We start from the raw sequence: 878 nt of genomic DNA, 5'->3' as shown, positions 1-878 counted from the left end.
AGAAGCTGTTTAGTATCTTTGATTTTGACCCAATAATTTGATAAACTACTGTCAAAAAAGTTGGTGATCATATGCAACATTTTAGTCATCATTACCAAAGCGATATTTCTCGGCAACAATTCGATTTGATCCGTCAGGATCTGGAAGCTTCAAGAAAACGAACTCACCCAAAACACATTGATCCTTATGATATCTTCTGTGCCATGCTCTATGTCCTTAAAAATGGCTGTACTTGGCGTGATTTGCCGGCTGATTATCCAAAGTGGTCCACCGTTTACTACTATTGGATGAGTTGGTCAAAAGCCCCCACCCCTGATAAACCAGCTTTATTAACTCAGGTTTTAAAAAAATTGTCGCTGATCGACGATTAAGGCAAGGGCGGTCAGCCCGAACTTCGTTCGTCATTTTAGATGCCCAAAGCATTAAGAACACCGCTACCGCTGAAAATAAGGGTTACGATGGTGGCAAGAAAATTTCCGGCATTAAGCGCCATTTAGCCGTCGACATCAATGGATTCCCGCAAGCTATCCATATTACCCGGGCTAACATCACTGATCGTGACGGGGCGATTGCACTCGTCACCCTTAATTTAGAGCAGTTTAAATTGGTTCGAACCATGATGGTTGATAGTGGTTATACCGGCCAAAATTTTGCCAATGAGATTAGCAGTTTAACCTCAGCCAAGGTAATCGTCGTTAAAAGAAATGAGTTACACCAATTTTCGGTTATCCCCCAACGGTGGCTCATTGAACGTTCATTTAGTTGGTTGGGAAATTATCATCGTTTATGGCGTAACTGTGAGCGTAAGCTCAACACTAGTCTCATGATGGTTTCGTTAGCTTTTATCAGGTTACTTCTCAAAAGATACTAAACAGTTT

The 878-nt window shown here is 41.5% G+C and carries 1 protein-coding gene; it reads left to right on the top strand.

The genetic code is table 11. The features are described from left to right. Positions 1 to 71 precede the first annotated feature (71 nt). Positions 72 to 871 (top strand): IS5 family transposase gene (locus HMPREF0519_RS13485; protein ID WP_162920435.1). Its coding sequence is split into 2 segments (ribosomal slippage): positions 72 to 360 and positions 360 to 871, totalling 801 coding nucleotides; the frame shifts between segments, so codons are not numbered across the junction. Positions 872 to 878: the final 7 nt, after the last annotated feature.

Origin of the sequence: Lentilactobacillus hilgardii DSM 20176 = ATCC 8290, from assembly GCF_000159315.1 — a bacterium.
GTDB classification, from domain to species: Bacteria; Bacillota; Bacilli; order Lactobacillales; family Lactobacillaceae; genus Lentilactobacillus; species Lentilactobacillus hilgardii.
The sequence above is the reverse complement of the archived record's forward strand: the minus strand, read 5'-3'. Positions and strand labels throughout refer to the sequence as shown.